The sequence below is a fragment of the Bradyrhizobium yuanmingense genome (assembly GCF_900094575.1).
Lineage (GTDB): Bacteria > Pseudomonadota > Alphaproteobacteria > Rhizobiales > Xanthobacteraceae > Bradyrhizobium > Bradyrhizobium yuanmingense.
Genome location: NZ_FMAE01000005.1, coordinates 209,240 through 233,899 on the forward strand (window position 1 = coordinate 209,240; position 24,660 = coordinate 233,899).

General features: G+C 64.5%; 26 protein-coding genes. 13 read left to right on the forward strand and 13 right to left on the reverse strand.

Annotated elements, in window-relative coordinates; all coding sequences use genetic code 11:
• Nucleotides 1-92: 92 nt before the first annotated feature.
• A complete protein-coding gene (locus tag GA0061099_RS18365) occupies nt 93-1,208 on the reverse strand; it encodes an alpha/beta fold hydrolase (RefSeq protein ID WP_036028075.1) in 1,116 nt (371 codons plus the stop codon).
• A 16-nt stretch (nt 1,209-1,224) separates the two neighbouring features.
• Nucleotides 1,225-1,851: a bifunctional nicotinamidase/pyrazinamidase gene (gene pncA, locus GA0061099_RS18370; RefSeq protein ID WP_036028076.1), complete on the reverse strand. Its 627-nt coding sequence runs from the start codon at nt 1,849-1,851 to the stop codon at nt 1,225-1,227.
• 266 nt (nt 1,852-2,117) lie between these two features.
• Between pncA and glk the strand changes: the two genes are divergently transcribed.
• The gene (gene glk, locus GA0061099_RS18375; protein ID WP_036028077.1) at nt 2,118-3,089 is read left to right on the forward strand and encodes a glucokinase; all 972 of its coding nucleotides are present in this window, start codon (nt 2,118-2,120) and stop codon (nt 3,087-3,089) included.
• 139 nt (nt 3,090-3,228) lie between these two features.
• Nucleotides 3,229-3,441 carry a hypothetical protein gene (locus GA0061099_RS18380; RefSeq protein WP_036012396.1) on the forward strand — a complete coding sequence of 71 codons (213 nt, stop codon included), beginning with the start codon at nt 3,229-3,231 and terminating at the stop codon, nt 3,439-3,441.
• A 33-nt stretch (nt 3,442-3,474) separates the two neighbouring features.
• On the opposite strand, the gene GA0061099_RS18385 is transcribed toward GA0061099_RS18380, so the two are convergent.
• Both GA0061099_RS18385 and GA0061099_RS18390 read right to left on the reverse strand, forming a co-directional pair.
• On the reverse strand, nt 3,475-3,852 hold the full coding sequence (locus GA0061099_RS18385; RefSeq protein WP_036012398.1) for a response regulator: 378 nt from the start codon (nt 3,850-3,852) through the stop codon (nt 3,475-3,477).
• A 112-nt stretch (nt 3,853-3,964) separates the two neighbouring features.
• On the reverse strand, nt 3,965-4,768 hold the full coding sequence (locus GA0061099_RS18390) for a Spy/CpxP family protein refolding chaperone (protein WP_036012400.1): 804 nt from the start codon (nt 4,766-4,768) through the stop codon (nt 3,965-3,967).
• A gap of 475 nt (nt 4,769-5,243) precedes the next feature.
• On the opposite strand from GA0061099_RS18390, the gene GA0061099_RS18395 reads away from it, so the two are divergent.
• From GA0061099_RS18395 to GA0061099_RS41220, 6 genes are all read left to right on the forward strand, one after another.
• Entirely contained in the window at nt 5,244-6,584 is a 1,341-nt protein-coding gene (locus GA0061099_RS18395; protein WP_036012401.1) for an ABC transporter substrate-binding protein, read from the forward strand.
• A 121-nt stretch (nt 6,585-6,705) separates the two neighbouring features.
• Nucleotides 6,706-7,644 carry a carbohydrate ABC transporter permease gene (locus tag GA0061099_RS18400; protein ID WP_036012404.1) on the forward strand — a complete coding sequence of 313 codons (939 nt, stop codon included), beginning with the start codon at nt 6,706-6,708 and terminating at the stop codon, nt 7,642-7,644.
• Complete coding sequence (locus tag GA0061099_RS18405) at nt 7,644-8,555, forward strand: carbohydrate ABC transporter permease (RefSeq protein WP_036012407.1); 912 nt, start codon at nt 7,644-7,646, stop codon at nt 8,553-8,555. The genes GA0061099_RS18400 and GA0061099_RS18405 overlap by 1 nt, the downstream gene beginning before the upstream one ends.
• A gap of 20 nt (nt 8,556-8,575) precedes the next feature.
• The gene (locus tag GA0061099_RS18410) at nt 8,576-9,676 is read left to right on the forward strand and encodes an ABC transporter ATP-binding protein (protein ID WP_036028079.1); all 1,101 of its coding nucleotides are present in this window, start codon (nt 8,576-8,578) and stop codon (nt 9,674-9,676) included.
• Between the two features lie 36 nt (nt 9,677-9,712).
• The gene (locus GA0061099_RS18415) at nt 9,713-10,702 is read left to right on the forward strand and encodes a hydroxyacid dehydrogenase (protein WP_036028080.1); all 990 of its coding nucleotides are present in this window, start codon (nt 9,713-9,715) and stop codon (nt 10,700-10,702) included.
• A 167-nt stretch (nt 10,703-10,869) separates the two neighbouring features.
• The gene (locus GA0061099_RS41220) at nt 10,870-11,361 is read left to right on the forward strand and encodes a hypothetical protein (RefSeq protein ID WP_036028083.1); all 492 of its coding nucleotides are present in this window, start codon (nt 10,870-10,872) and stop codon (nt 11,359-11,361) included.
• Between the two features lie 4 nt (nt 11,362-11,365).
• On the opposite strand, the gene GA0061099_RS18425 is transcribed toward GA0061099_RS41220, so the two are convergent.
• A complete protein-coding gene (locus tag GA0061099_RS18425; protein ID WP_036028085.1) occupies nt 11,366-11,863 on the reverse strand; it encodes a DUF1993 domain-containing protein in 498 nt (165 codons plus the stop codon).
• Nucleotides 11,864-12,167: 304 nt separating this feature from the next.
• On the opposite strand from GA0061099_RS18425, the gene GA0061099_RS18430 reads away from it, so the two are divergent.
• Nucleotides 12,168-13,028: a DUF2147 domain-containing protein gene (locus GA0061099_RS18430; protein WP_074447960.1), complete on the forward strand. Its 861-nt coding sequence runs from the start codon at nt 12,168-12,170 to the stop codon at nt 13,026-13,028.
• Nucleotides 13,029-13,207: 179 nt separating this feature from the next.
• Nucleotides 13,208-13,564: a hypothetical protein gene (locus GA0061099_RS18435; protein WP_036028088.1), complete on the forward strand. Its 357-nt coding sequence runs from the start codon at nt 13,208-13,210 to the stop codon at nt 13,562-13,564.
• A gap of 142 nt (nt 13,565-13,706) precedes the next feature.
• Here the strand turns inward: GA0061099_RS18435 and GA0061099_RS18440 are convergent, their stop codons facing one another.
• Both GA0061099_RS18440 and GA0061099_RS18445 read right to left on the reverse strand, forming a co-directional pair.
• Nucleotides 13,707-14,111 (reverse strand): (R)-mandelonitrile lyase, encoded by a 405-nt coding sequence (locus GA0061099_RS18440; protein ID WP_036028089.1) that lies wholly within the window; start codon nt 14,109-14,111, stop codon nt 13,707-13,709.
• A 23-nt stretch (nt 14,112-14,134) separates the two neighbouring features.
• Nucleotides 14,135-14,833 carry a ribonuclease activity regulator RraA gene (locus GA0061099_RS18445; protein WP_036012452.1) on the reverse strand — a complete coding sequence of 233 codons (699 nt, stop codon included), beginning with the start codon at nt 14,831-14,833 and terminating at the stop codon, nt 14,135-14,137.
• Between the two features lie 257 nt (nt 14,834-15,090).
• On the opposite strand from GA0061099_RS18445, the gene GA0061099_RS18455 reads away from it, so the two are divergent.
• Genes GA0061099_RS18455 through GA0061099_RS18465 form a run of 3 tightly spaced genes read left to right on the forward strand, consistent with a single transcriptional unit; the run spans nt 15,091 to nt 17,659 of the window.
• Nucleotides 15,091-15,822 carry a 5-oxoprolinase subunit B family protein gene (locus tag GA0061099_RS18455; protein ID WP_036012438.1) on the forward strand — a complete coding sequence of 244 codons (732 nt, stop codon included), beginning with the start codon at nt 15,091-15,093 and terminating at the stop codon, nt 15,820-15,822.
• On the forward strand, nt 15,819-16,856 hold the full coding sequence (locus tag GA0061099_RS18460) for a 5-oxoprolinase subunit C family protein (RefSeq protein ID WP_036028092.1): 1,038 nt from the start codon (nt 15,819-15,821) through the stop codon (nt 16,854-16,856). The genes GA0061099_RS18455 and GA0061099_RS18460 overlap by 4 nt, the downstream gene beginning before the upstream one ends.
• Nucleotides 16,857-16,888: 32 nt before the next feature.
• On the forward strand, nt 16,889-17,659 hold the full coding sequence (locus GA0061099_RS18465; RefSeq protein WP_036028093.1) for a LamB/YcsF family protein: 771 nt from the start codon (nt 16,889-16,891) through the stop codon (nt 17,657-17,659).
• 109 nt (nt 17,660-17,768) lie between these two features.
• Here GA0061099_RS18465 and GA0061099_RS40105 read toward each other — a convergent pair whose 3' ends face one another.
• The 6 genes from GA0061099_RS40105 to GA0061099_RS18490 form a co-directional block, all read right to left on the reverse strand.
• A complete protein-coding gene (locus GA0061099_RS40105; protein ID WP_036028094.1) occupies nt 17,769-17,921 on the reverse strand; it encodes a hypothetical protein in 153 nt (50 codons plus the stop codon).
• 225 nt (nt 17,922-18,146) lie between these two features.
• A complete protein-coding gene (locus tag GA0061099_RS18470; protein WP_036028095.1) occupies nt 18,147-19,763 on the reverse strand; it encodes a sulfite reductase subunit alpha in 1,617 nt (538 codons plus the stop codon).
• Nucleotides 19,760-21,544, reverse strand: coding sequence for a NirA family protein (locus GA0061099_RS18475; RefSeq protein ID WP_074447961.1), 1,785 nt, complete (start codon nt 21,542-21,544; stop codon nt 19,760-19,762). Before GA0061099_RS18475 ends, GA0061099_RS18470 begins: the two co-directional genes overlap by 4 nt.
• Before the next feature lie 334 nt (nt 21,545-21,878).
• Nucleotides 21,879-23,042, reverse strand: a complete 1,164-nt coding sequence (locus tag GA0061099_RS18480; RefSeq protein WP_036028099.1) for a CmpA/NrtA family ABC transporter substrate-binding protein — start codon at nt 23,040-23,042, stop codon at nt 21,879-21,881.
• Nucleotides 23,039-23,629 (reverse strand): ANTAR domain-containing response regulator, encoded by a 591-nt coding sequence (locus tag GA0061099_RS18485; protein WP_036012463.1) that lies wholly within the window; start codon nt 23,627-23,629, stop codon nt 23,039-23,041. Before GA0061099_RS18485 ends, GA0061099_RS18480 begins: the two co-directional genes overlap by 4 nt.
• A 247-nt stretch (nt 23,630-23,876) precedes the next feature.
• Entirely contained in the window at nt 23,877-24,440 is a 564-nt protein-coding gene (locus GA0061099_RS18490) for a hypothetical protein (protein WP_036028100.1), read from the reverse strand.
• Between the last annotated feature and the right edge of the window lie 220 nt (nt 24,441-24,660).

Below are 24,660 nucleotides of genomic sequence, written 5' to 3' on the forward strand. Positions count from 1 at the left end.
GGTCATATTTAGCCCATCGATCTGGCCCCGTGCAGGCCATCCGCCGTCATGCATAACGGATTTGCGCCCCATCCGGTCCAGTGCCGGCGAGGTCAGGCGCTGCGGGCCAGCACGCCGGGCAGATCGCCGCGCAGCCACCCGGCGATCCGGGGCCAGGCATGCGCATGGGTGCGCGCGCCCATGAACAGGCCGAGGTGGTTGCTGGGCTCGGATGCCGCTGCAACGAAGGCAGGTGGCGTACCGACGAGCCCCGCGGTGGCCAGCGCTTGCGTCGCTGGCACTACATCGTCGTCGAGGCCGGCGAGCAGGAAGATCGGCGCCTTGACGTCCTTCAGATCGATCGGGCGCCCGAGCGCGACGAAACGGCCCTCGGCGATGCGGTTCTCCCGGAAGATCGCGTTGACGATCTCGAGATAATAAGTGCCCGGCAGGTTGAGCGTCTCGGTGTTCCAGCGGTCGAACCGCGCCAGCAGCTCGGAGCCCTGCTCGTCCGAGAGATCCCGCTGCAATGCCGTCCTGATATCGTCGTTGTCAGGGGTTTTGGACCAGAAGCGCAGCATCTCCTCGCCGCTGACATTGCCGCCGCCGCGCGCGACGAGCTGGTCATAGACCAGCTCGGGCGCGTTGCGGGCGAGCCGGGCCAGCGAGGACTCGATCGACAGGTCCACGGGAGCACCGACCAGAACCAGCCGCCGCACCTTGCCTGGAAAGCGCGCGGCATAGAGCAGCGACAGCCACCCGCCCTGGCACAGCCCGACGAGATCGACCGGCGCGCCGATCTCGTCGATGGCGACGTTGAGATCGCCGAGATAGCTGTCGATCGAGAGATAGCGCATGTCCGGCGTCGCTGACCGCCAGTCGGTGAGATAGATCCGGTCGATGCCGCCGTTTTGCAGCGACTGCACCACGCTGTGGCCTGGGGCGAAATCGGCGATCAGGGCCCGGTGCAGCGCATAGGGCGCGCAGACCAGCGCCGGCTGGCCGGACCGGGTCTGCGAGCAATCGCGCAAGTCCATCGTCGGGAGCTCCAACGCAACGCGGCTCGGCGTCGTCCATGGCAGGCTGCTGTCATCCTGTTGCTCGGGTGCCCGCTCCAGCCACCAGAAGCAGGCATCCATGGCGAGCTGCGCTGCCGCAAACGGCCAGAGCCGTGGATCATCATGAGCCTGGGCTGACCTGCGTGGCGGTTTGGAGGTCTTGTCCACCATGGCTACCTCGACATCCTCACAGAAACGCCTCGAGGCTCACGACGGCAATGCCGAGGTCCCGAAAACTCCGATGGGTCGCCGCGACCGAGCCGTCGAGATCGATGCCGCGACAGGCATCCTCGATGACGGCCACCTCCAACCCTGCCTTGCGCGCATCTTCCGCCGAGAAGCGGACGCAGAAGTCCAGCGCCAGACCTGCGACAAAGACAGTCTTCAGCTCGCGTTCGCGCAAATAACCAAGCAATCCGGTCGGTGTCCGATGGTCGTTCTCGAACAACGCCGAATAGGAATCGATGCCGCGGCGAAAGCCCTTGCGCACCACGAGGCTTGCCCGTGTCACGTGGAGATCGCGATGAAATTCCGCGCCGGCCGTGCCTTGCACGCAATGCGTCGGCCACAGCACCTGCCGGCCATAGTCGAGCTCGATGGTCTCGAACGGCTGCTTGCCGGCATGGTTCGGCGCGAACGAGACGTGGTCGCTCGGATGCCAGTCCTGGGTCAGCACCAGATTGGCGAATTTTTGGGCGATCCTGTTGATGGCGGGCACGACCTTCTCGCCACCGGGAACGGCGAGCGCCCCGCCGGTGCAGAAGTCGTTCTGCACGTCGATCACCAGCAACACGTCGCGGTCGGAAATCTTCATCGCCGTCCCATTTCGATCTGCCGGGCGCGACGGCGCCGGGCGACCACCTCAGTGTCGGCCTTCCCGCGCGGCTTCGCAACCACTGGCACGCGCGGCAGCTGCGCGAATTGGTCACCGTGGCCGCCACGATGCAACGGTTTGACCTCGTCCGTGTTGACTAGGCGCACCCAAGGGCAGATTCTCGCACCGCCCGCGCCAGGCGGATCGGGTCGAAGCAGCGGAGGACAGGGCTGCCAGGGCCTGAAGGTCGTGGCGGCGATGAGGCCATGAATATCGGCAAGACCGGAAAAATTCTTCTCGCCGATATCGGCGGCACCAATGCGCGCTTCGCGCTGAGCCCGAGCGGTCAGACCGGACCGATCGACTATGTCAAGGTCGCCGACTTCCCGACCGTGCGCGAAGCCATCGCGGACGTTTTGGCGCGCCGGTCCAACGGCGAGCAGCCCCATCGCGCGGTGCTGGCCGTGGCGGGTCCCGTCACCAACAATCGCTGCGTCATGACCAACAGTCCCTGGGTCATCGACGGCAACGAGCTGCAGTCCGCGCTCGGCTTCGACAGCGTCCATGTGCTGAACGATTTCGAGGTGGTGGCCTGGTCCCTGCCTGCCTTGGAGCCTTCAGACCTGGTCCCACTCGGCGGCGGCGACGGCCTGGCCGGCGAGCCGTTGCTGGTCGTGGGGCCTGGAACCGGATTTGGTGTGTCCTGCCTGGTCGACCGCCATGGTTCGCGCCTGGCCGTCGTTACCGAGGCTGGACATGCGACCCTGCCGGCGGAGAACGAGCGCGAGGAGCGCGTGATCGCCTGCTTGCGCCGGCGCCTCGGCCATGTCTCGATCGAGCGCGGCGCCCTCTCGGGCTCCGGGCTGCAAAACCTGTATGAAGCGTTGGCTGAGATCGACGGCGTCCAGGTGCCGCATCGCGATGCCGCCGGGATCACCAAGGCGGCCCTGGAGAACAGCTGTCCCGTCAGCCGCGCGACGCTCGAGATGTTTTGCGCCATCCTCGGCTCGGTCGCCGGCAATCTCGCGGTGACCTTCGGCGCCCGCGGCGGCGTCTATGTCGCCGGCGGAATCGTGCCGCGCTTCCGCGAGTTCCTCGCCGCCTCTGCGTTCCGGGCACGCTTCGAAGCCAAGGGACGGTTCCAGGATTATTTGCGCAACATCCCGACCAGGCTCGTGATCAAGCCCGATGCGAGCTTCCTCGGCCTGACGACGTTTGCCGAGCACAATTCCGGCTGAGTAGTGGTCTCAGGCGGCGAGTTCCCGTCATGCACAGCTGATTTGCGGCGCACCTGCGGTTCCACGCAGGTTCTGCTTGCCTGTGTGTTCCCGATGAGAAACAATCTACCCGTGTGTGGCGAAGTTGCGGGGGCGTGACATGCGTAAGCAGGATTCGGGTTTCGACTATCACCGCTATCACCGCCTGTTGCGCGAAGCGGACAGCGAAGACAAGCGGCTGGCGCTCATCGAGCTCCTGATCGAGGAAAAGGCCCGCGACCAGCTGGCTGCCCAGCGCGCTTCGGACCGCGCGGCCATGACGGCTCATACCATTGCCAGGGTGCTGAGGAACGGCCGCAGCCCTGGCGGTTGAGTTCTTCCCGCCAGGCGGCAAAAGCGCGATCGGTCAGCTCGGGATAGTGGCTGACGGCTCGGGAAACATCGAATCGATCATCGCCTTGAGCTGATCCATCGCGATCGGCTTGCGCAGGATCGGCCTGCGCCGGAGCAAGGACGGCAGCAGTTCCGGACCGTAGCCTGTGGCGAACAGAAACGGTTTTCCGCGACGTTCGATCAAATCGGCGACGGGGTCGACATAGACGCCCATCAGATTGATGTCGAGGATGGCCAGATCGTACTGCGCGGTCATGGCAAAGGCGCTGGCGTCGCGCACATTGTCTGCCTCCGCAACGACGTGGTGGCCGAGTTCCTCCACCATGTCGGCGATCATCATCCGGATCAACGCCTCGTCTTCGACCAGGAAAACGGAGAGTCCGTCCGCCATATCAACCCCGCAATCAGCCGTGCGAAGCTAAGCATAACCGAATTGCGCTGTAGATACACGAATTCGTGGCGGGCGCCGTTAATTCACACGCGCCCGAACCGATTCAACTTGATCAATCCAGTCCGCGCTCGTGGCTGAGCCGCACCATCGCCTGGATGAACACCTGCTTCTGCTTGTCGTCGAGGCTCGAAAAGAGCGGCTCGGCGGCATCGGCGACGTTGCGCTGATCGCCGGCGCGATCGATCAGGAACTGGGCCTCGTTGCGCATCTGCTCGATGATGTCGTCGGGCGGATCGCGCTTGGCGCGCGCAATCCTCAGGTTGAGCCGCTCTGCGCCATTATGCCCGAGGTAGTGCATCGCGCTCGAGAATCCGTACCAGTGCTTCTCCTGATCCGGCGTGAGATTCAGCTCGCTCTTGATCCGTTCGATGTAGGAATCGCTATTCGCGACGATCTGCTCGGCAGTCAGCTGCGGCGCACCGGGCTGGGTCAGAACCGTGACTTCCTTGTTGTCTTTACCCTTGTTGTCCTGCGGCGCGTTCTTCGCCTCCTTGGTCGCCTTGGCGCTCTTGCCCTTGGCGCTCTTGGCATCCTTGTCCTTGGCCCCGCCCTGCTGCTTGGAATCCTTCGCCGCGTCCTTGCCGGCCTCCCGGGGCGGCGGCGCCTGATTGCTGGTGTTGGTGTTGCCGACACCGAGCACGCCGGTGAAGACGCCGACCACGCCGCCGATGGCGCCACCGAGCACACCACCGACCGGACCTGCCGCCTTGTTGCCGGCCGCGGCGCCTTCCTGAACGCCCTTGACCAGACCTTGAGCATTCGCCACCGCGCCGGCCCCGAGCAACAGCGCGAGCATAGACCCCAGCGCCAGGCATCGCCGCAGATGAAGCCGCGCTGGTGCCGCCGGTTTGATCATTCTCGTCTCCATCATCGATCTGGCCTGTCAGCGAGGATCAGCCGCCAGGCGCAACTCTATCGTTTCCGCCACTTCGAGGTCCAGACGCGGCCGATTGCTGTCCACGCCCGAAAGGTCTTTCACGCGAAGCGGTTATCCAGCCTCTTGCGAAACTGAGGCGCAATTGCGCACGGCAGCGTTCGAGGCCGTTTGGCGCGAAGTGTGCGTCGCAAAAAACACCGTGCGCTGCGCCTGCGGCCCTATCGCCTTGCCAGACGTTGCGACCTTTCCGGGCACAACATGAGTTTTGGACGCGGAGCCGTTCGGCTTTCTCGACAGACGCGATCAATCATGATCTGATCGCGCTACCAATTTGCTGCGACCGGCGTGAATTGCCCACGCGGGCCGACGGCACCAACAAGAAAATCGACAACAAGAACTCAAGAAAGAAGTCTCAGAGGAAACTCCAACAACAACACCCAAGCGAGGAAACGAGATGTCACGCAAGACACTGACGCGACGTCAATTTGTGGCTGCCACTGCAATGTCCTCCGCGGCGCTGATCTCGGCGCCCTATGTCCGGGGCGCTTACGCCGCCGGCAAGCTCTCGATCGGCTTCTGGGACCATTGGGTGCCGGGCGCCAACAAGGCCTCGACCGAGCTCGTCAACGAATGGGCGGCGAAGGAGAAGGTCGAGATTTCCATCGACTACATCACAAGCCAGGGCAAGAAGATCGAGCTCACCATCGCGGCCGAGGCGGCGGCGAAGTCAGGCCACGATGTCCTGGCGATGCCGACATGGTGGCCGCACGCCCATGCCGAACTGCTCGAGCCGGTCAATGACATCATGGAGCCGATCATCAAGCAGAACGGCGACGTGAACGGCACCGTCAAATATTTGGGACGGGCCGGCAACAAATGGCTTGCGGTGCCCGCAACAATCGGAAGCCAGATCAAGGGGCCCTGCTCCCGCATCGATCTCCTGAAGAAGTTCGCCAATATCGATATCCAGGAAATATATCCGGCGGGCAGCCAGCCCAAGGCCGACAACTGGAACATGGAGACATTCCTGAAGGCGGCCGAGGCCTGCCAAAAAGGCGGCGTGCCCTTCGGCATCGGCCTGGGCGAGACCACCGACAGCACCGACACTGCCGGCGCCATCTTCCAGTCGTTCGGCGCTGAGCTGGTCAATGCCAAGGGCGACCTCACGGTGAAGACGGACGCGGTTCGCCAGGCGCTCGAATTCTACAAGAAGCTTATCGCGGTCCTGCCGCCCGACGTCGCCGCCTGGGATGACGCCTCCAACAATAAGTGGCTGATCTCCGGAAAAGGCGCGCTGATCATGAATCCTCCGAGCGCGTGGGCGGTCGCCAAGCGCGACGCGCCGCAGGTCGCAGAGCAGTGCTGGACCCACGGCATGCCGTCCGGTCCGAAAGGCCGTTATGCGCCCTACCTGCCTTATTTCTGGGGGACCTGGAGCTTCTCCAAGAACAAGGAAGCGGCGAAGAGCCTGCTCACGCATCTGTCGCAGCCGTCATCGATCGAGAAGTTCGTGGCCGCGAGCGGCGGTTACGACCTGCCGGCCTACGCGAACATGACGACGCTGAAGACCTGGCAGGAGGAAGGGCCGCCGAAGGGCACCCTTTATCACTACCCCAATCCCCACAATCACCAGACGCTGTCGATTGCGGCCTCTCCTGCTCCTCCCAAGATCGCCCAGCAGATCTATGCGCAGGCCACGCTGACCAAGATGTGCCTCCGCTACGCGCAAGGCGAGAAGATGGAGGCGACGCTCGCTTGGGCGGAGGGTGAGTGCGAAGGCTTCATGCGAAGCTGAGACAGAGACCGGCGGCTCACGCTGGACGTGAGCCGCCCGGTCTGGCTGCCGCCACAAGCTTCAATTTCTGAAGCCGGTTCCGCCGGCTTCCGTGCGAACGATCCTGCGAGGAAGATGCATCATGGCTGATGCCGTAGTTCGGCAACCCGGCGTCGCCCGGCCTGCGAGCGCCCGTAAACGTGCAAGCCTGCACAACGCCCTCAGGCGGAAATCGACCGTGGCGTTCCTGATGACGCTGCCGCTGATCCTGCTGATCACGCTGCTCGTGGTCTATCCGGCCTTCTATTCGCTGCATCTGGCAACGCTGAACAAGTCGATGCAGAAGTTTGTAGGCTTCGGCAATTTCGAGTTCCTGTTCAGGCGCGACACATTCTGGCTGGTGGTCAAGCAATCCTGCATCTTCGCTATCACGGCCGTGGTCTTCAAGGCCCTGATCGGATTCGTCGTCGCGCATTTCGTTCACAACATTCCGGCCAAGGGCCAGCGCAAATGGCGCGGCATGCTGCTCGTGCCCTGGGTGATCCCGCCCGCGATGAGCACGCTTGCCTGGCTCTGGCTGTTCGACCCGTCCTACAGCGCCTTCAATTACACACTTGCATTCTTCGGTATCGGGCCCATCCCGTGGACCGGCGACGCCGCCTGGGCGCGTTTCGCCGTGATCCTGGTCAACGTCTGGTATGGCGCGCCCTTCTTCATGATCATGTATCTGGCCGCCCTAAAATCGGTGCCCGATCAACTCTACGAGGCCGCCGCCATCGACGGCGCCAATTGGTGGCAACGCATCTGGTATGTGACGCTGCCGATGATGCGCAACATCATCGCGATCACCACGCTGTTCTCCCTCATCGTCACCTTCGCCAATTTCGACATCGTGCGCATCCTGACCGCGGGAGGCCCGCTGGATCACACCCATATCTTTGCGACATGGGCGTTCCGGGTCGGCATCGAGGGCAGCGACATTCCGCTCGGCGCCAGCGTCTCGCTGTTCATGGTGCCGATCCTGGCGGTCGCCGCAATCTTCATCCTTCGCGACGTCAACAAACGCGGGAACGAAGCCTGATGAGCACCATGACAATCGACAAGGCCGGACCGCGCCGCAACGTCAAATACGGCAGCATGAGCCGCGACCGCGCCTGGGCGCTGCGCTGGTCCTACTTCTTCCTGGTGCTGTTTGCGATCTTCTCGCTGACGCCGCCACTCTACATGCTGATCACCTCGCTGAAGAGCAGCGCCGAGATTTCGGCGGCGACCAACCCTTGGTGGGTGTTCCATCCGACGCTGGACAACTATGCCGAGCTGCTGACGTCCAACCAGTTCCTGCGCTTCTTCTGGAATTCGGCGTGGGTCTCGATCATCGTGGTGACTCTCACCATGCTGATCAGCGTGCCGGCCGCGTTCGCGCTGGCACGCATGAAGTTCTGGGGCTCGGCGACACTCGCCACTGGCGTGTTCCTCACCTACCTCGTCCCCGACAGCCTGCTGTTCATTCCGCTATTCAAGATGTTCGCGCTGATCGGCGACTGGACGGGAGTCCAGCTGATCAACAGATGGTACGTGCTGCTCTTCATCTATCCGACGCTGACGGTCCCGTTCTGCACCTGGATCATGATCGGCTACTTCGCCTCGATCCCGAAGGAGCTCGACGAGGCCGCCATCATCGATGGAGCGTCCTGGTTTCAGACACTGACGCGGATCTTCATTCCGGTCGCGCTGCCCGGGCTGATTGCCGCGACCATCTTCGCCTTCACCGTATCCTGGGCGCAATTCCTCTATCCGCTCGTGTTCACGACCTCAACGGACCAGCTCGTTCTGCCGGTCGGCATCATCACCACGCTGATCAAGGGCGACGTCTTCAATTGGGGACAGATCATGACCGGCGCGCTGCTCGGAGCCGCGCCGCCGCTCATCATCTACGCCTTCCTGATGGACTACTACATTGCCGGCCTTACCGCCGGTGCGACAAAGGGTTGAAAGCGAGGGGTTGAACTGAAATGGCCGACGTTTCCTTGCGGAAGGTAGTCAAGCGTTACGACGATGTCGAAGCCGTGCGCGGCATCGACCTCGACATCGCCGACCATGAGTTCATTGTGCTGGTCGGCCCCTCCGGCTGCGGCAAGTCGACCACGCTGCGCATGATCGCAGGCCTCGAGGACATCAGCGACGGCGACATCATGATCGGCGGCGATATCGTCAACGACGTGCCGCCGAAGGACCGCGACATCGCCATGGTGTTCCAGAACTACGCGCTCTACCCGCATATGACGGTCGCGGAGAACATGTCGTTCGGGCTGCGGCTGAAGCACTATCCCAAGGCCGAGATCAAGGCGCGGGTGACCGAAGCCGCCCGCCTCCTCGACATCACCGATCTGATCGACCGCAAGCCGAAGCAGCTCTCCGGCGGCCAGCGCCAGCGCGTCGCCATGGGCCGGGCCATCGTGCGCAATCCCAAGGTCTTCCTGTTCGACGAGCCGCTGTCCAATCTCGACGCGAAGCTCCGCGTGCAGATGCGGATCGAGATCAAGAAGGTGCACCAGAAGGTGCGCACCACCACCGTCTACGTCACCCACGACCAGGTCGAGGCGATGACGCTGGCCGATCGCGTCGTTGTCATGAACAAGGGCAAGATCGAGCAGATCGGCACGCCGAACGAGCTCTACCACAAGCCGGCGACGCGCTTCGTTGCCGGCTTCATCGGCTCGCCCGCGATGAACTTCATCCCGTGCCGGCTCGAGGACGTCGGCGGCACGCTTCAGATCCGCCTCACCGATCGTCTTGCCTTTCCGCTGCCGCCGGCCCGCGCCGCGCGCTACAACGCGCTGCCACGCACCGACAAGCTGCTGCTCGGCCTCCGTCCCGAGCATCTCACCGAGTGGCATGCGCATCTGGCGCCCGGCGTCGAGACTTTCGACACCGTGCTCGACGTCACCGAACCGATGGGGATGGAGACGCTGGTCTATTTCGGACTCGAGGGCACGCCGGTCTGCGGCCGCGTCGATCCCAATGCCGGCGCCAAGGACGGGGCACCCATGCGCCTGGCGATGGACCTCAACAACATGCACCTGCTAAATGAGGAGACCGGCGTCGTGTTGTGACGCCGCGATCCAAGAAAGCGAGCAGGTAGGGGAGCGATGGCGACCAACAAGAAGAAAATTTTCGTTACGCAAACTTTGTCGCAAGGGGCTCGCGCCCTCCTCACCCAGCGGGACGATATCGAGCTCGTCGAGTTTCCGAACCTGATCTCGGCGAAGGATTTCGAGGCCTTGTTGAAGAGCCATGCCCCCGTCCACGGCGTGGCCCTCGGCGCCACCGCTTTCGGCGAGACCGAGCTCGAGGCCGCGCGCGACATGAAGGTGGTAACCCGCATCGGCGTCGGCTACGACGCCGTCGACGTGCCCGCCCTCTCCCGCCGCAAGGTGCCGCTGATGGTCGCCGGCAGCGCCAATTCGCCCTCGGTTGCGGAGGCGGCGCTGTTCATGATGCTGACGCTGGCCAAGCGCGCGCAGGAGCTGCATTCCTGCGTCAAGGAGGGCACCTGGGCCGACCGGCTCGGCATGCTGCCGTTCGACCTCTACGGCAAGACCGTGCTGATCATCGGCTTCGGCCGCATCGGCAGCCGCACAGCGAAGCGCTGCCTGGCGTTCGAGATGAAGGTGCAGGTCTACGATCCCTACAAGGACGCCGCCGACATCAAGGCGGCCGGATGCGAGCCGGTCACCGACCTCGATGCCGCGCTGCCTCACGCCGACTTTGTCACCATCCACTGCCCGAAGACGCCGGAGACCGTCGGCCTATTCGATGCCGACAGGATCGGCCGCATGAAGGATAGATCCTACCTCATCAATACCGCGCGCGGCGGCATCGTGAAGGAAGCGGCGCTCTATGACGCACTGACGTCCGGAAAGCTCGCCGGCGCTGGCATCGACGTGTTCGAGGTGGAGCCGCCGCCGGTCAGCAACGCGCTGTTCGCGCTACCCAACGTCATCATGGCCCCGCACGTCGCCGGCGTCACGGTCGAGGCGGTGAGCCGCATGAGCGAGCAGACCGCGCGCAATATTTTGAGCGTGCTGGACGGCGATCCCATCAGGCAAAACGTCATCAACCAGGACGTGCTGGGCTGAGATTATGAAGGTCGGCGGCGCGCTCGCCCGCCTTCGGAAGGCCAGAAAGCGTCCCATTTTGGTGCAGATCGGGCCCCAACTCAGCCTTAATCAAACGCGCGTAATGGGCTTGAAACGCGGCGGCGGTGGGACAGACTGGCCGGCGCGGCGAGCTGGAGGATGGACCCTTGTCAGAGATCGACCCGACCGACCACGCGCTGGCGACCATCGCCAGCATCCTGGAGCACCCCGAGCCCGTTCTCGTCATTCGCCAGACCGAGACCGAAATCGTGGTCGCCGGAGAGCGTGAGCACATCGCGTCGGACGAGCCGCCGATCGTGGATGAGCATCCGGTGATCGACGAGCATCCCGTGGTCGAGGAGCAGCCGCTGGCGCCGGAGCACACCGATGCCGATGGCTACAGCAAGGTTGGTCCGGGACCCATGGTCGCGATCCGTCTGAAATGGACGGTCCACCGCGGCGATGACGGCCAGTACTACGTCCACGAGACCATCGGCGAGCAATCCGCGCCCGTGGTCAGCGGTCCCATGACGAGCGAGGCCGCGGTGCGCTTCGTCGACACCCAGCAAGACGAGGCGCAGCGGCGCTTCGAGCTGCTGCGCAGCGAGATCGCCGGCCGCAGCTCGCTCGCCGATTACGAACGCAAGGGCGAAGCGTAAGACCTCACTTCCTGCCGAGATAATCCTTCTTCACCAGCTCGACGCCGGCGTGCCGGAGCAGGTCGTAGGCCGTGGTGACGTGAAAGAAGAATTGCGGGACGCTGAACGTCAGCAGCAGCGTCCGGCCGGTGAAGGGCAGCTCGGTGCCGTTCTTCAATTTGAAGAAGACACTCCGTTCCGCCGCCGCATCGATCTCCGCGCGCGGCAGGCTCTCGATGAACTCGATGGACGTTGCGATGCGCGCCTGCAGCCCGGCCATGTCATGCTCCAGCGCCGGCAGCGTCACCGGCTCGCACTGCGCCAGCAGGGCCGGCGCGACCGTGGCATGGCGGCAGGCCTCGCCGACCTGCTGGGCGAGGTCATACATGTTCGGCGCAAGGCGCATGCCGAGCAAAATCGCCGGATCAAACTTCCGGGCCTCGGCATAAGCGACGCCTTTGTCGAGCAGCACGGACAGATTGCGCAGATAAGGCGCGAACAGGCCGACCGAGGCCTCGTAGATCGAGATCGTCACTTCAAGGATTCCCTTCGATTTCTGCCTTCCGAAAAGTTGTCCGCTTTTCGGTCGACCAGTGGCTGCACATTGCCATGGAAGACGGCGCCTGCAAGAAGATCTACCCGGCCTGGTTCGATAAGGCCGTGTCCTTCCGTCGCTTTGCCTCGCCAAACTTTGGACCGGCTCCGGGCCTATTGAACCCGGAACCGCCGGGAGACGACTCACACCAACGACAGTGATCTAGATCACTTTTTGCAAGCGAGCCGGCGCGTAAGCGTCGGTGCGGGGACCACCTGTTCAGGAGACGGAAATGAGGAAGCTGTTGGCCACGGCCGCATTCCTTTTGGCGAGCACTGCCGCGCAGGCGCAGTACACGTTTGAATATGGCGGGCGCACCATCCGCATCGATCCGGACCGCGGCACGGTGCAGATCCCCGGCGTCTACGACAACACAGGCCAGAATAAGCCCAAGAAGGCCAAGAAGAACGAGACGGCGCCGCAGCAGGCCACGGTCGACCCGCAGGCGCCGGCTGCTCCGGCCCCAGCTCCCGCTCCTGCTGCGCCGCCCGCAGCCGTGCAGGCACCTGCGGCTGCCGCCGTCGCGCCGCCTCCTGCGCCGCCGGCTCCGCCGACGGCCGCGACCGCGGCCAATACGCCGGCCCAAACGGCCGTTGCGCCGCCGCCTGCACCACCTCCGGCCCCTGCGCCGGTCGAGCAGCAAGCCGCGCCCGCCGTGGCCCCGCCGCCCGCCCCGGCCGTGGCTGCGGCTCCGCCAGCCCCGCCTCCGCCACCTGCGCCTGCTCCCGCGCGCGTTCAGGCGGCCGCAGTGCCGCCTGCACCTGCACCTGCAACTGCGCCGACGCGCGACCTCAATTCGCCGGTCGGCGTCTGGCTCACCGAGGAGAAAGAAGGCAAGGTCCGCATCGAGCAATGCGGCACCAACCTCTGCGGCTATTCGGTCGACAGCAAGTCGAACCAGAACGGCGAGCAGGTGCTGATCAACATGAAGGCGGGCAAGGACCAGAAATGGTCGGGCCGCATCCTCGATCCCAACTCGGGCTCGACCTACGATTCGACCATCGCCATGAAGGGCACCGACCGGCTACGTGTGCAGGGCTGCGCCTTCGGCGGAATGTTCTGCGGCGGCCAGACCTGGACGCGGGTGAACTGAGATCCGCCTGATCGTTCTTACGCAGACAAGGGGCCCGCGATGCGGGTCCCTTTGCTTTTGCGCCCTGCCGTGCCGGCGTGCGCAGGCTCACACAGCCTCCTGCGCACGTGACAGCCCTCACATTGCCGGTTCCGCGCACGTGTCACGGTCCCCCGCATGGTCAACCACAGGGGCGTGTCATGAACGTGTTTCGCAAGGCTCTATTCGCCACCGCCGTCGTCATCGCTGTCCCGCTCGCGCAGGCCGACGCTGCGACAAGCACGTTCGATGGCGCGTGGAACGTCCGAATTGCTTCATCAAGCCAGGCCTGCGGCAACGGCGCGACTGTCTCTATCGGCATCAATAATGGTCAGATCGCCTCGAGCAGCGCCGCGGTGACGGCGTCGGGGCGCGTCGCCGATGCCGGCAACATCAAGGTCACCCTGAGCACCGGCATCAAGCGTGCCGTTGGCTTCGGCCGGCTCAGCGGCGCGTCCGGCTCCGGCACTTGGCGCGGCGCCATGTGCACGGGCACGTGGACCGCGAAGCGGATATGAGATTCGGTGTCCCGGAAAAGCGGCGACGCGCCAGCGTTGCCGCGCAGAGCCGGGACCAATGCGCTCAGTGGCGCGAAGGCTCTGGGCCCCGGGATCGGCGACGCATCGCCTTAAGGCGATGCGTCTTGTCTGGGGCACGCGACTATCCCACCGCCGCGCCATACTCCGCGTCGCTGACCGGCTCCAGCCAGGTCGAGTAGACGCCGTCGAGCGCTTCCTGCATGGCGATGTGGCACATGCCGTTGGTTGGTGACGCCCCGTGCCAGTGCACTTCACCCGGCGGAATCCAGACGGTGTCGCCGGGACGGATTTCCTGGACCGGGCCGCCCTTGGTCTGAACGCGACCGACGCCTGAGATCACGTAAAGCGTCTGGCCGAGCGGATGATGATGCCAGTTGGTGCGCGCGCCGGGCTCAAATGCGACGCGCGAGACGTTCAACCGCGCAGGCGGCGGGGCCATGTTGATGGGGTCCTGCCACACGGTGCCGGTGAAGTGTTCCTTCGGCGCGCGGCGGGTCGGCCGCGTGCCGGCGAGCGTGATGTCCATGAGGGTCCTCGTTCCTTTGTCCGTTACTTCTTGCTGGCGGCGTAGCGCGCCTTGGTTTCGGCGTTCATGGGATAGAGGCCCGGCAGCACCGCGCCGTTGTTCACCTCGTTGACGATCCAGGCTTCCATCCGCTCCTGCTCGACGCCCTCATTGAGGACATGATCGAGCATCGCCTGCGGGATCAGCACGCAGCCGTCCTGGTCGGCGACCACGATGTCGTTCGGGAAGACGGCAACGCCGCCGCAGCCGATCGGTTCGCCCCAGCCGACGAAAGTGAGGCCTGCAACCGACGGCGGCGCGGCATAGCCGTCGCACCAAACCGGCAAATTGGTGCCAAGCACGCCCTCGACGTCACGCACCACGCCGTCGGTGACAAGCGCGGTGACGCCGCGCTTGACCATGCGCGCGCAAAGGATGTCGCCGAAGATGCCGGCATCGGTGATGCCCATGGCATCGACCACGGCGATGCAGCCCTCCGGCATCGCCTCGATCGCGGTGCGGGTCGAGATCGGCGACGACCAGGATTCCGGCGTCGCCAGATCCTCGCGCGCCGGCACGAAGCGCAGCGTGAAGGCCGGTCCCACCAGCCGCGGCAGGCCCGGCCGCAACGGACGCGCGCCGCGCATCCACACATTGCGCAGCCCCTTCTTCAGCAGGACCGTGGTGATGGTGGCGGTGGTGATGCCGGCGAGGGTCTTGCGGGCTTCGGGGGACAGCGACATGGACGAGAACGAGCTCCAAGGTGCGGGACAGAACGCGCGCATCTTGCGAGCCGCGAGCTTTGCGTCAAGGGCCAAGAGGCTAGCAATTACGCAGGGCCGCAGCGCCGTTATGCGATGCGATAACAAGGCTTTATCGCTTCCCCTTGCATTAATTTATTGGACTTGCGGGCACATTTACGCGAAGCAGGGACAAGCGGAACTCAAGGTCGAGCCCGCATTCCCGAGAAGCCCGATTACGACAGCGCTCTGACAGCTCAATGGCCGCGACGCTTCCCCCGCCCCGCCTTCTGCCCAGCGGCGACAGTGCCGTCACGGTCGAGTTCAGCCGCACCATCGACGACGATGCCAACCAGCGCGTGCTGGCGCTCGACAAGGCGCTCGCTGCGACACCCATCGACGGCATCACCGAGACGGTGCCGACCTATCGCTCGCTGCTGGTCCATTACGATCCCGGCAAGATCGGCTTTGAGGCGCTGGGCGAAAAGATCCTCCCGATCGCCACCCGGCCGCTGCCGCCGGTCACCAAAGCGCGCCGCTGGCGCGTTCCCGTCGCCTATGGCGGCGAGCACGGCATCGACCTCGAGGACGTCGCCAAGACGTTGGGCACCACGCCCGATGACATCGTCATCAGGCATTCTGGCGGCGATTATAAAGTCGCCATGATCGGCTTCACGCCGGGCTGGTCCTATCTCAGCGGTCTCGACAAATTCCTGCACATGTCGCGGCGGCAATCGCCACGGCTGCTGACGCCATCAGGCACGATCTCGATCGGCGGCGTCCAGGCCGGCATCCAGTGCCTGGCCGCCCCGAGCGGCTGGCATCTGCTCGGCCGCACCCCGGTGCGAACCTATCAGCTCCACCGCAATCCGACCTTCCTCACCGAGCCCGGTGACCGCGTCACGTTCTACCCGATCGACCACAAGACATTCGAGGACATGGACCGCGCTGCGGAAGCCGGCGAGATCGTCGCCGAGCAGGTGGACGCATGAGCCGGCTCGTGGTTGCCAGCATCGGCCCTGCCAGCTCGGTCCAGGACGGCGGCCGCCACGGCGCGCAGCGCTACGGCTTGACCGTGAGCGGAGCGATGGACCGGCTGTCGCTTGCGGCGGCGAACACGCTGGTCGGCAACGAGCCGTTCGCGGCCGCCATCGAGATCGGCCCGTTCGGTGCCTCCTTCACCGCCCGCGACGGCGCCGTGCGCGTGGCGATATCGGGCGCGCCGCGCAATGCGGACATCGCCGGCAGCCCGGTCGCGATGGACACCTCGGTGACGCTCAAGGATGGCGAGACGCTGACGCTCGGCTTTGCCCGCGGCGGCGCCTTCACCTATCTCGCGATCGAAGGCGCCATCAAGGGCGAGGCAGTGTTCGGCAGTCTTGCTGTGAACGCCCGCGCCGGCCTCGGCAGCCCCTACCCGCGCCCGCTCCAGGCCGGTGACGAGTTCACGGTCGATGCCGCCAGCGGCGCACCGGAGCTGCGCATCGAGCTGCCGAAGCCGGCGACCGGTCCGATCCGCGTGCTGCTAGGGCCTCAGGACGACGAATTCGACGACGCCAACAAGGCGCTGCTCCTGGACAGCGAATGGAAGATCTCGGCGACCTCCGACCGCATGGGCTACCGCCTCGAGGGCCCCGCGATCAAGCATCTGCACGGCCACAACATCGTCTCCGATGGCACGGTCAACGGCAGCATCCAGGTGCCCGGCAACGGCGCGCCGATCGCGCTGATGATGGATCGCGGCACCTCCGGCGGCTATCCGAAGATCGCAACCGTGATCACGGCCGACATCGGCCGCCTCGCCCAGACCTCGGCAGGAACCGCGTTCCGCTTCAAGGCGGTCAGCATGGCCGAAGCGCAGGACGAGGCGCGCAAGTTCGCGCATGCGATCCGCAGCCTGCCCGATCGCCTGCGCTCCTCCGACATCGTCGCCCTCAACATCGAGGCGCTCAGCGATGCTAACGTGGCGGGCTATGCGGTCAGCGCGGTCGATGCCGGGACGTGGCAGGTCACGGCGGAGCCGTAAGCGACAACAAGACCAGAGGCGGAAAGCAACCCATGAAGACAGTCGATCTGAATTGCGACCTCGGCGAAGGTTTTGGCGCGTGGGAGATGGGCAATGACGCCGCGATGATCGAGCTGGCAAGCTCGGTCAACGTCGCCTGCGGCTTCCATGCCGGCGACCCCGACATCATGCGCCGGACGGTGGAGCTTGCGAAGGCGCGCGGCGTCTCGGTCGGCGCGCATCCCGGCTATCGCGACCTGCACGGCTTCGGCCGGCATCCGATCGCAGGGCTCAAGGCCTCCGAGATCGAGAACCTCGTCGCCTATCAGATCGGCGCGTTGCAGGCGATCGCGACCGCGGCCGGCTACAAGGTCACCCATGTGAAGGCGCACGGCGCGCTCTCCAACGTCGCCTGCGAGGACGACATGACGGCGAAGGCGATCGCCGCCGGCATCAAGGCGGTGGATCCCAGCCTGATCTTCGTCGTGCTCGCCAATTCGAAGCTGGTGAAGGCCGGCGAAGACGCCAACCTGCCGATGGTGCACGAGGTGTTCGCCGACCGCGCCTATGAGGATGACGGCAACCTCGTCTCACGCAAGAAGCCCGGCGCGGTGCTGCACGATGCCAAGGCGATCGCCGACCGGGTCGTGCGCATGGTGCAGGACGGCGCGGTGGTGTCGGTCACAGGCAAGGTCATCAAGATGCGCACGGATACAGTGTGCATCCATGGCGACACGCCCGGCGCGGTCGAGATCGCGCGCGGCGTGCGGCAGGCGTTGAAAGCTGCGGGGATCGATGTGGCGCCGTTCAAGCGCGGAGCGTAACAAACGCTCGGTAACGTAGGGTGGATTAGCGAAGCGTAATCCACCTCTTCTGCTGCAGCCATACAAGTGGTGGGTTACGCCTTCGGCTAACCCACCCTACGCAGACACATCAAAACGGATGCACCGACAGCGTCCCGAACACGATCGCCGCGATCACCGCAAACGCGCTGTACATCGCAACGTGGTGCATGCTCGCCCCGGTCCGGCGCGAGAGCGAGCGCGCGTAGAAGTGCAGCCTGGCTTCCGCCGATAGTTCGCGCATGGTCGATCTCCAACGCCCCATTTGCGGGAGTATGAAGGATCAACCAGGGCGGGAGGCAAGACGGTGGCGGAAATAGCGATGGGGGTTCTCCGGAGGCCCCCCATCGCAGATGCAAATTCTCTTCACCAGCAGGTTCCGAGAATCTTATTCGTTAGAATCCAAGCCAGTTGGAACCGGGACGGATGACAATCGGATGACGCCCAACCCCGAGAGGGAGTCGTCCGACTAATACACGTCAGCCTGGAAGCGGCCGGTCTTCTTGAGTTCGGCGACGAAGCTGACGGCCTCATCGGTCGAACGTGCCCCGAACTGGGCGACGATGTCGACCAGCGCGCGCTCGACGTCCTTGGCCATGCGCTTGGCATCGCCGCAGATGTAGAGATGCGCGCCCTCGGCGAGCCAGGTCCACAATTCGCGGCCGACCTCGCGCATGCGGTCCTGCACGTAAAACTTCTTCTCGCCGTCGCGCGACCAGGCCAGCGACAGGCGCGTCAGAAGCCCGGAGGTCTTCATGGCGTTGAGCTCGTCCTGATAGAAGAAATCGCAATCGCTGCGCTGATGGCCGAAGAACAGCCAGTTCTTGCCGGGCGCGCCGGTCGCCTTGCGGTCGAACAGGAAGGCGCGGAACGGCGCGATGCCGGTGCCGGGACCGACCATGATGATCGGCGTCTTCGGGTCCTGCGGCAGGCCGAAATTGTGCGCCTTCTGCACATAGACCTTGAGCTTCTCGCCTTCGTTGATCCGCTCGCCGAGGAAGGTCGAGGCGACGCCGAGCCGCCTGCGCTTGCCGATGACGTAGCGCACCGAGTCCACCGTCAGTGACAGCTTTCCCGGCGTCGCATTGTGCGAGGACGAGATCGAGTAGAGCCGCGGCTGCAGCGGCTCCAGCGCCTCGACGAAGGCCTCGGGATGCGGCCGCGTGCCGGAAAACTTCTGCAGTGCCGCCATCACGTCGAGCGTCGCGGCATCCCCATCGGGATCCTCTCCCTGCGCCAGCGCCCGCGCCTTCTCGCGCTGCGCGCCGCCGGTGATGAAGGAGATCAGCTCGAACAGCGTGTCGGGCGCCGGCGACAGCGAGACGTCGTCGATCAGCACCTCGCGCAACGTCTTGCCGTTGACTTTGGTCGTGTGGGAGGCGCCGAGCAGCGCGATGATCTGGTCGACGAGGCCGACGTCGTTGCGCGGGAAGACGCCAAAACTGTCACCAACCACATAGTCGAGCTTGCCCTCGGAGAGATCGAACTCGATGTGATAGGTCTCCTTCTCCGACTTGCCCTTGTTGAGAAGACGGCGCGACAGGAAGGTCGCCTGGATCGGATTGTCCCGCGAGCGGCCGGGCTCTGCGATCGTCACGGTCACAGCCGGCGCCGGAGCGCCGGCCTTGTCGGTGCTCTTGTCGGTGGTCTTGGCCGCGGGCGCCTTGTCCAGCTCCTCGTACAGCGATTTCAGCATCCGCGCGGTTTCCTTGCCGCCGGGGACGCACAGATTGAGCCGCGCTTCGCTACGGCTCGCGATTGCTTCCGAATAATCGTGGCAATTGTAGCCGCACTGGCCGCAATCCTGCTGTGCCATCGCCGCCATCATCTTGCGGCGCAAGGGACGGCCTTCGGCAAGCTTCATCCGCTGGGCGATCGGCATGGTCTGGTCGTGCCACGGCGCTTCGCCGTCGTCGCCGTCACCGGCCTGCATGACGGCGGCGCCCTGCTCTGCCGACAGCGGCGTTGCGACGTCAGGCGACAAAAGCCCGGCAAAGAAGCCGTTCAGCCAGGAGCGCTGCGCATCCGAGAACGGGGCGCTGGCGGGGATGATATCGAGTTTCGGCGGAGGCGTGATCTGGTTCATGCGGACACCTGTGCATCGGCAAGCTTGCGCAGCGTTTCGCCGTCATGGCGGCGCGCGAAGGAGAGGAAGGTTTCGTCGGGCGAGGCGCGGTGGGCGAGATAGGCCTTGAGCAGCGCCTCGACCGTCTTCGGCGCGTCCTCGGCCTTGAGGTCGTGATAGACCTCCTGCCCGACATCGGCGTCGGGGCCGAACCCGCCGCCAGTGAAGAGGTGATAGCCCTCGACGGTGTCCTCCTCATTGATCGGCACGCGCGCGCCGATCAGTCCGATGTCGCTGATGTAGTGCTGCGCGCAGGAATGATGGCAGCCGGTCAGGTGGATGTTCACCGGCTTGTCCATCGCGACGCGCGGCTCGCACCAGTCACCGATCTCCGCGGCATTGCGCTTGGTATTGGACGCCGCGAAGCGGCAGCCGGCATTGCCGGTGCAGGCGATCAGGCCGGCGCGGATGTGCGAGGCCTCGACCGCGAGCCCGATCTGCTTGATCGCGGCAATGGCGAGCTCGACATTCGCGTCGCGCACGCCCGAGATCAACAGGTTCTGCCAGACCGTGAGCCGGATCTCGCCGTCACCGAGATCCTGCGCCACCTTGGCGAGGCCCCGCATCTGATCGGAGGTGAGCTTGCCGAGCGTGAGCGATACGCCAATCCAGTTGAGGCCGTCCTGCTTCTGCTTGTGCACGCCGATATGGGCCATGCGGTCCGCCGCGGGCCGCGGCGCGAACGCCTCTTCCGGCACGCGCGTGAACGGCGTCTTCAACCGCTCCTCGACCAGCTTGAGGAAGCCGTCATGGCCCATCGCGTCGAGCACGTATTTAAGCCGTGCCTTGTTGCGGTTGGTGCGGTCGCCATGCTCGATGAACACGCGCACGATGGCGTCGGCGACGGCGGTCGCCTGCTCCGGCTTGACGATGATGCCGGAATATTTCGCAAAGTCTTTGTGACCGGTGATGCCGCCGAGGCCGAGCCGGAACCAGACGCCGGGCTCGACGCCGAAACCGTCCTTTACCTCATAGGCCGTGAAGGCGATGTCGTTGGTCTCTTCAAGCACCGCGATCCGGCCGGCGCCGTCGAAGGCGACGTTGAACTTGCGCGGCAAACCGTAGAGCGAGCGGTCGTTGAGGATGTGGTAGTGCCACTCGCGGGCATAGGGCCGCGTGTCGATGATTTCCTGCGGATCGATGCCGGCGGTCGGCGTTCCCGTCACGTTGCGGATGTTGTCGGCGCCGGAGCCGCGCGAGCACAGGCCGAGCTCCTGGATGCCCTCGATCATTCTGATCGCGTGCTTCGGCGGAATCTCGCGCAGCTGGAGATTGGCGCGCGTCGTCACGTGGCTGTAGGGGCCGCAGAGCTCGTCGGCGAGATCGGCAAGGCCCGACAGCTGCCAATGCTTCATGATGCCGTTCGGGATGCGCAGGCGGCACATGTAGGAGTCCTGCGTCGGCGCGACATAGAAGATGCCGTAATAGCGCCAGCGGAAATTGTCCGCCGGGCTCGGCGGGGTGTTGTCGAGCGCCTGCTGGCGAAGCCGCGGATAGGCGTCGAAGGGATGCTCGTCGCGCTTGAACTTCTCCTGATCGGCGAGCTTCTTGCCCGACGCGATCACCTTGTCCTGCGCCTTGATGTGCACGGCATCGGGACCCACAGGCTCGGCATTCGCCTTGCCGCTGCCGCCACCACCAAGGCCGCGGCCGACGCGGCTGATCTGCAGGCCGGTCGTGAAGCCTTCGAGATAGCGTTTCTGCTCGTCGGTAAAGTCGACTGAGACCGTATCGATTTTCATGGTGTGTAACGAAGCTCCTGCGGCCACCTTCGGTGGCTTCGACGGATTGCGCGACCCGCGAGGAACGTCAGGCTGGCTCAGGAGCCGGCTTCGTCACTCGCGGTCCGATCAGCTTCGTTGCTGCGGGACTTGGCTCAGCAGGCACCTATGACAAGCTGGCCGCAGCGCAACATTCAAGTTGCGTGCCAGCTTGGTCGAAATAAAAACCAATGAAGTTTCAGATAATTAGGACGTCACCCGGAAACTGCCGGCTTGGGAACTCTCCCGAAATACGAGCAGCCAGCTCAAACATTAGCCAAGGATCTTAGTTGCTCAAAAGCGAAGCAACCACGAATCAGGCCTTCCAGCGCCCGACCCCGAAGGCCTCGAGATGCCCGCGGATATCGTTGGGGTCGAAGGCCGGACCGGCAAAGGCCCCGAACGCTGCGGGAGCCTCAGGCGGCGCCCTGTTGCCGAGCGCCGCGTCGTAGAGATCGGGCCTGAACACCGCCATCGCCGTCTTGACCCCGTCAGGGGTGAGCGCCGTCTGGCCCCAGCGCACCATTTGGGCATAGAGCCAGGCGGCTTGGACCGGATCGGGACGCCCTGCCCCTTCGCGTCCGACCAGCAGGTAGCGGCCGCTTTCGCGGAAGGTGCCATCGGGCGAGATCTTCAGGCGCCCCGTCAGGGTGCGTTGGATGACCTCGGCGTCGACGCCGATCCGTTCGGGTTGGGCCAGGATCTGCGCCGCCTCGGTCCGGTTCTCGGGATGCTCGATGAACTCGGCGGCCTTCACGGCTGCCCGCACCAGGGCTGCGACCACGTCCGGATTCTTGTCGGCCCAGGTCTGGCGGATTGCCAGCACCTTCTCCGCCGCACGGACCAGAATGTCGGCGACGAAATGCAGGATATGGCCGATGCCGAGATCGACCGCGACCGAGTTCCAGGGCGCGCCGACGCAGAACGCATCGACATGGCCGTTCTTGAGACTGTCGACCATATAGGGCGGCGGCAGCACCACGAGGCGCACGTCTTCGTCGGGATCCACGCCCGCCGCCGCCATCCAGAACCGCAATTGATAATTGTGGGTGGAGAACGGGAAGGTCATGCCGAAGGTGAGCGGCTCGGCCCCTGCCTTGCGGCGCTTGGCAACCACCTTCGCCAGCGCTTTCGCCGTCGCCATCGGGTCGAAGCGATCGCCGTCGATCTCCTCCATCAGCGCGGCATGGAGCGCCGGCGACACCGTGATGGCATTGCCGTTGATGCCGAGATTGAAGGCCGCGGCGATCGGCACCTTGACGTGACCGAGGCCGAGCGAGGACGCGATCGCCACCGGCGCGAGCAGATGCGCGGCATCGAACAGGCCGATATTGAGCTTGTCGCGGACGTTGGACCAGGAGACCTCGCGCACCAGCTCGACCTCGAGCCCCTCGGCGGCGGCAAAGCCCTTGTCGACCGCGACGATCAGCGCGGCGGCATCGACCAGCGGAATGAACCCGATGCGGAGGGGAACGGTCATTTCAGCATCTCCGACGCGGTGATGATCGACTGCGCGATCTCGCCGATTTTCTTCTTCTCGCGCATCGCGGTGGAGCGCAGCAGCACATAGGCCTCGTCCTCGGTCAGGCCCTTCACCTTCATCAGAATGCCCTTGGCGCGCTCGATGATCTTGCGGTCCTCGAGTTGCGACTTGGTGCGCTCCAGTTCCTCCTGGAGCTTGGCGAAGGCGTTGAAACGGGACACGCAAAGGTCGAGGATCGGCTTGATGCGCTCCTTCTTCAGCCCGTCGACGATATAGGCCGACACCCCCGCCTCGACCGAGGCCTGGATCGAGGCTGAATCGCTCTGGTCGACGAACATGGCGACCGGCCGCTTCACCGCGCGGCTGACCTGGAACATCGCCTCCAGCACGTCGCGGCTGGGGTTTTCGAGATCGATCACGATGATGTCGGGGTCCGCCGCATAAATACGGGCCAGCAGGCTCTGCATCTCGCTGATATGGACGACTTGGGTAAACCCGGCCTCGCGCAATCCCTCCTCCAGGATCGCGGCCCGGATCGGGCTTTCGTCGACGATCACGATTTTGGGCGACTGTTCGGCGCTCATGGCTCACTCACGGCAGCTGATTCATCCATAGCACGCCGGATCGCCCTGCAAAGGGTTGTAATTATGGGCAATTGGGACTAGCTCAGGCCGGTCAATCAGGCAGATTAGATATGGATCAGACGGCTGCGCCCAAGGTCAGCTTCGGGTCGCTCGGGTGTCCCTGACACGACGAATGTAAACTCTCCGTGCCGCCCTCCCGCAAGAAAACGCTCGCGCAGCCTTCAGCTGCGAAGCAGAACTCATGCTCTCACGGAATCTTCGCGCCAACGATCATCTTGTCGAGAAGTGGCACCGCGGCCAGCACCGCCGCCTCAGTGCGGCCGGAGACTGCTAGCCGCACGACGTAGGAATTGCCGTCCTTGTCGAGATCAGCGTAATGCGCGATCACTTCAACCGGCTGGTCCTTCAGGGATGGATTGTCGTAGCGGTTGATGACGACCTTGGGGTTGACCGAGGGAAGCGTAGTGATCTTGGCATTCTTGCCGGATGTCGTCGCCCAATCGCTATCGCTCGTTGCGATCCATTGAACCAGTTCGGTGCGGTCCTCGTTATAGCGGCCTTCGGCATAGATGATTGCTTCTGCTTTACCGAATGTCTTCCCTTTGGGAACGAACATCGATGCGCCGTATTTGAGACTCGCGGCCTCATCCCTCGTCCACCCGTCGGGTGCCTTCACGCGAGGCCTGAATTCCGGACACAATCGTTCCTGCCGATCGCAGACATGGATGATCTTGTCGACTTCAGCGCGGGCCGGAAACATGGCGCCATAGGAAACGGTAACGAAAGCCAAGCCGAAGATGAAGCGGCGCATCGTGGTTAAGCTCCGTGAAATCAAGCAAGAAACCGAATAACAACCAAAACGGGCGTGTTCGAGCAATTCACCTCGGATCCTCCACTCGCTCGATCCGAATGAGCTTCCAGACCAGGAACCGTCAGTCAGTAATACCGGCGCTGGTGACTGGCCGATCACGCCAACTACGCGCGCGTACTGCTTTAGCCACGCGCCGCATACGTTAGTTGTTGAATTTCGC

Bases quoted from the DNA above. Each gene is read 5' to 3' on its own strand.
- GA0061099_RS18365 (WP_036028075.1), bottom strand. From the start codon at position 1,208: ATGGTGGACAAGACCTCCAAACCGCCACGCAGGTCAGCCCAGGCTCAT.
- pncA (WP_036028076.1), bottom strand. From the start codon at position 1,851: ATGAAGATTTCCGACCGCGACGTGTTGCTGGTGATCGACGTGCAGAAC.
- glk (WP_036028077.1), top strand. From the start codon at position 2,118: ATGAATATCGGCAAGACCGGAAAAATTCTTCTCGCCGATATCGGCGGC.
- GA0061099_RS18380 (WP_036012396.1), top strand. From the start codon at position 3,229: ATGCGTAAGCAGGATTCGGGTTTCGACTATCACCGCTATCACCGCCTG.
- GA0061099_RS18385 (WP_036012398.1), bottom strand. From the start codon at position 3,852: ATGGCGGACGGACTCTCCGTTTTCCTGGTCGAAGACGAGGCGTTGATC.
- GA0061099_RS18390 (WP_036012400.1), bottom strand. From the start codon at position 4,768: ATGATCAAACCGGCGGCACCAGCGCGGCTTCATCTGCGGCGATGCCTG.
- GA0061099_RS18395 (WP_036012401.1), top strand. From the start codon at position 5,244: ATGTCACGCAAGACACTGACGCGACGTCAATTTGTGGCTGCCACTGCA.
- GA0061099_RS18400 (WP_036012404.1), top strand. From the start codon at position 6,706: ATGGCTGATGCCGTAGTTCGGCAACCCGGCGTCGCCCGGCCTGCGAGC.
- GA0061099_RS18405 (WP_036012407.1), top strand. From the start codon at position 7,644: ATGAGCACCATGACAATCGACAAGGCCGGACCGCGCCGCAACGTCAAA.
- GA0061099_RS18410 (WP_036028079.1), top strand. From the start codon at position 8,576: ATGGCCGACGTTTCCTTGCGGAAGGTAGTCAAGCGTTACGACGATGTC.
- GA0061099_RS18415 (WP_036028080.1), top strand. From the start codon at position 9,713: ATGGCGACCAACAAGAAGAAAATTTTCGTTACGCAAACTTTGTCGCAA.
- GA0061099_RS18430 (WP_074447960.1), top strand. From the start codon at position 12,168: ATGAGGAAGCTGTTGGCCACGGCCGCATTCCTTTTGGCGAGCACTGCC.
- GA0061099_RS18435 (WP_036028088.1), top strand. From the start codon at position 13,208: ATGAACGTGTTTCGCAAGGCTCTATTCGCCACCGCCGTCGTCATCGCT.
- GA0061099_RS18440 (WP_036028089.1), bottom strand. From the start codon at position 14,111: ATGGACATCACGCTCGCCGGCACGCGGCCGACCCGCCGCGCGCCGAAG.
- GA0061099_RS18445 (WP_036012452.1), bottom strand. From the start codon at position 14,833: ATGTCGCTGTCCCCCGAAGCCCGCAAGACCCTCGCCGGCATCACCACC.
- GA0061099_RS18455 (WP_036012438.1), top strand. From the start codon at position 15,091: ATGGCCGCGACGCTTCCCCCGCCCCGCCTTCTGCCCAGCGGCGACAGT.
- GA0061099_RS18460 (WP_036028092.1), top strand. From the start codon at position 15,819: ATGAGCCGGCTCGTGGTTGCCAGCATCGGCCCTGCCAGCTCGGTCCAG.
- GA0061099_RS18465 (WP_036028093.1), top strand. From the start codon at position 16,889: ATGAAGACAGTCGATCTGAATTGCGACCTCGGCGAAGGTTTTGGCGCG.
- GA0061099_RS40105 (WP_036028094.1), bottom strand. From the start codon at position 17,921: ATGCGCGAACTATCGGCGGAAGCCAGGCTGCACTTCTACGCGCGCTCG.
- GA0061099_RS18470 (WP_036028095.1), bottom strand. From the start codon at position 19,763: ATGAACCAGATCACGCCTCCGCCGAAACTCGATATCATCCCCGCCAGC.
- GA0061099_RS18475 (WP_074447961.1), bottom strand. From the start codon at position 21,544: ATGAAAATCGATACGGTCTCAGTCGACTTTACCGACGAGCAGAAACGC.
- GA0061099_RS18480 (WP_036028099.1), bottom strand. From the start codon at position 23,042: ATGACCGTTCCCCTCCGCATCGGGTTCATTCCGCTGGTCGATGCCGCC.
- GA0061099_RS18485 (WP_036012463.1), bottom strand. From the start codon at position 23,629: ATGAGCGCCGAACAGTCGCCCAAAATCGTGATCGTCGACGAAAGCCCG.
- GA0061099_RS18490 (WP_036028100.1), bottom strand. From the start codon at position 24,440: ATGCGCCGCTTCATCTTCGGCTTGGCTTTCGTTACCGTTTCCTATGGC.